Raw genomic sequence first — 3,209 nt, 5'->3', positions numbered from 1 at the left:
TCGCCGCGGCGCGTGCGGGAGGGATCGCAGGGCGCTGCGCCGCGCGGCGTCCGGCCGGCCCGGAGACCGCCGGCCCGTCATCGCCGCCCACCCGGAACCGGGACACCTCGTCCTGCAGCTGCCGCGCGATCTGCGCCAGCTCCTCGGCGCCGGCGCTCATCTCCTGCATCGAGGCGTTGATCTCCTGCACGGCGGCCGCGGCGTCCTCGGCCGCCGTGGCGTTCGCCTGCGACAGCTCCACCACGCTGGACCGGCCCCCGCCGTCCTCTTCCGCCGGATCGAGACCCGCCAGCGCCAGGGCGGCGAGGCTGGAGCGCGCGATCCCCTCCGCCGCGCGGTTGATCTCGCCCACGTCGGCCATCGTCTGCTCCACCACCGAGAGGATCTCGCCGAGCGCGGAGCCCGCGCCCGCGGCGCGCGACGAGCCCGCCTCCACCTCCGCGGTGCCGCGCGCCATGCTCTCCACGGCGCGCGCGGTCACCCCCTGCACGTCGCGGATCAGCTCGGCGGCCTCGCGCGCGGAGCTGCCCGACTGCGTGGCCAGCTTGCGCACCTCCTCGGCCACCACCGCGAAGCCGCGGCCGTGCTCGCCGGCGCGCGCCGCCTCGATCGCGGCGTTCAGCGCCAGGAGGTTGGTCTGCGCCGCCATGTCGGTGATCACCTGCGTGATGCTCCCGATCCGCGCCGAGTAGTCCTGCAGCTCCCCGATGCGGGCGGCGGTCTCGAGCACCGTCTCGCGGATCATCCGCAGGCTGTCGACCGCCTCGCCGATCACCCGCGAGCCGTCGCGGGCCACGCCCAAGGCGCGCTGCGACTGGCCGGAGACGCCCTCGGCGCGGCGGACCACGTCGTCGATCGAGCGCGCCATCCGCCCCAGGGCCTCGGCCATCAGCCGGGTGCTGCGGGCCTGCTCCTGCGCGCCCGCCGCGGCCTGGGCGAAGGAGGCGGCCACTCCCTCCGCGGCGCCCGTGACGTGCTCGGCGGCGGCCGTGAGGCCCTCGGCCACCCGGGCCACCTCTTCCGCGCGGCCGCGCACGCTCAGCACCGCCGAGCCCAATCGCTCGGTGCCGCCGTTGATGGCGGCCACCGCGTCGCCCACGGCCCCGGCGCCCCGCTCGGCCCGCGCGGTCAGGTCGCCCTCGCCCACCCGCTCGGCCATGCGCATCAGCGCCTCGGCCTGGCGAGTCTCCCCCGCCAGCAGCCGCGCCATGTAGACCAGGATGGCGACCTCGAACACCACCCAGGCGGCGTGCACCGCCACGATGTGCCAGCCCGTGTGGTCCTGGAAGACGCGCAGGTGCGACCCGTGTCCCGTCGTCTGCCCGAGGTTGAACCCCACGTGGTGCAGCGAGACCACCAGGGCGCCCCAGACGGGGAGGCGCCAGTCGCGGTACATCAGCAGGAAGGCCAGGATGGCGAAGATGTGGAAGTGCATCTCGATCATCCCGCCCGTCTGGTGGATGATGAGCGCCGAGATCAGGAGCAGCGTGGTGGCCACCGTCAGCCGCGCCCCGAAGCTCCCCGCCCAGCGCCGCGCCGCGAAGACGCCCGCCGCCACGCACGGCAGCCCCCAGACGAGCACCTCGGTCCAGGTCCCGCGCACGAAGGCGAGCGCCGCCATGAGCGGCACGTGCGCCAGCAGCAGCCACGAGAACATCCGGTCGGTGCGCCGGTAGTTCTCCTCCAGCAGCCTGCCGCCGCCGTCGGCGGGGCCGGAGCGGAAGCGTCCGGCCGGGTCGCCGGCGCGGCGGCCGAAGAGGCGGATTCCGGCCAGGGACAGGGTGTGCGGATCCTGGGAGGTCGGGCTCATGTTCCGGATCGGCGGGCGTGGGTCGGCGGCCGGCAGGGAGGGAGGCGCCGGCCGCGGGGAGGGTCGAGGGGGAGCTGTCTCGGGAACGCGAGGACGGAACAGGAGATTAGGGGGTGCGGGACACCCGCGAAAGCCCCGGCCCGAAACGGGTCACAACGCAGAAATTCCCTTTGCCGCGAGCACGTGCGGCACGGCCCGGGCCCCCTCGGGGCACACACCTTATCCGCCCGTACGAACCTGGCCGCGGCGGGGACCGGTGCGGCTGTCCGGCCCGTCGGCGAACCCGGCGCGTTCCCGATCGGGAACGTGTCTTCGGATCCCGGCGGGCCGCGGGAGGCCGAGAGGAAAGGGGAAGAACGAGGCGCGGGAGGATCAGCCCTGGCCGGAGCGGCCGCCCTGGGTGCGCTCCCACAGCTCGCCGCGGGCGGCCCAGAGGAAGGGGAAGAACGAGGCGCGGGAGGTGGCCATGCGGTCCAGGTAGCGCACGCCGGTGGTGCTGGCGGTGCCCTCCACGTCGGGGCCGATGGTGCGCTCGGCGGTGCGGGCGTGCACGAAGCGCCAGATGCGCACCTCCTCGTCGTACTCCAGGAGCGCCTCGGCCAGGTGCGCCAGGTCCCAGTGCTCGGCGCCCTGGTGCGAGGCCTCGTAGACGTCGGCCGGGCCCACGCCGCGGCGGGCGAAGAGCGCCTCTGCGGCGGTGGCCACCGAGGGCGCGTCCCACAGCTCGGCCAGGCGCGGCGTCCACACGCCCACCAGCGGGCCCGTGGAGTCGTCCGCGCGCGGCTCGCTCTCCAGGAAGCGGCGGAACTCGGGCTCGCGCGCGCCGGAGAGGATCTCGATCTCGTGCCACTGGCCGCTTTCGCCGCCGCTGGCGGGGACCAGGTGGTGGCGGAAGGCGTAGAAGCCGCCCAGCGTCATGGTCTCCAGCACGCGCATCATCGGCGAGAACAGCCGGACCACGGCCGTGCAGCGCTGCACCAGCCAGGTGGCCAGCCCCGCGTCGCCCGCGTCGAGCGCGGCGATCACGCGCGGCAGGTCGGTGCGCAGCTGCGTGAACCACAGCTCGAACGCCTGGTGCGTCACCACGAACAGGTGCTCGTCGGGGTGGCGCGCCTGGTCCGGCCCGGGCTGGAGGGTGAGCAGCGTCTCCAGCCCCAGGTACGAGCAGTAGTGGGTCTGGCCCGGGTCGCGGACCCGGTGCCCGCAGGCGAGAGTGTGCACGTTGCGAGTGCGTGAGTGCGTAAGTGCGTGAGTGACCTCGCGCATGCTGCGGCGCGGGTGCCGGAAAGAGACGGCGCGGGGCGGGATCGTGCAAGGTGTGGAGGCGACGAAGGCCCGCCGGGGAGGCGGGCCGTCGCACTACGCACTTCGCACTTCGCACTCACGCACTCACGCACTC

General features: G+C 74.7%; 2 protein-coding genes. Both read right to left on the bottom strand.

Going from position 1 to position 3,209, the window contains the following annotated elements; translation table 11 throughout:
• A partial coding sequence (locus tag VF746_23030; GenBank protein ID HEX8695304.1) for a methyl-accepting chemotaxis protein occupies positions 1-1,810 on the bottom strand: 1,810 nt, incomplete at its 3' end.
• Positions 1,811-2,182: 372 nt separating this feature from the next.
• Positions 2,183-3,031: a tryptophan 2,3-dioxygenase family protein gene (locus VF746_23025; protein ID HEX8695303.1), complete on the bottom strand. Its 849-nt coding sequence runs from the start codon at positions 3,029-3,031 to the stop codon at positions 2,183-2,185.
• Positions 3,032-3,209 lie beyond the last annotated feature (178 nt).

This window comes from Longimicrobium sp. (assembly GCA_036389795.1).
Classification (GTDB): domain Bacteria; phylum Gemmatimonadota; class Gemmatimonadetes; order Longimicrobiales; family Longimicrobiaceae; genus Longimicrobium.
The sequence above is the reverse complement of the archived record's forward strand: the minus strand, read 5'-3'. Positions and strand labels throughout refer to the sequence as shown.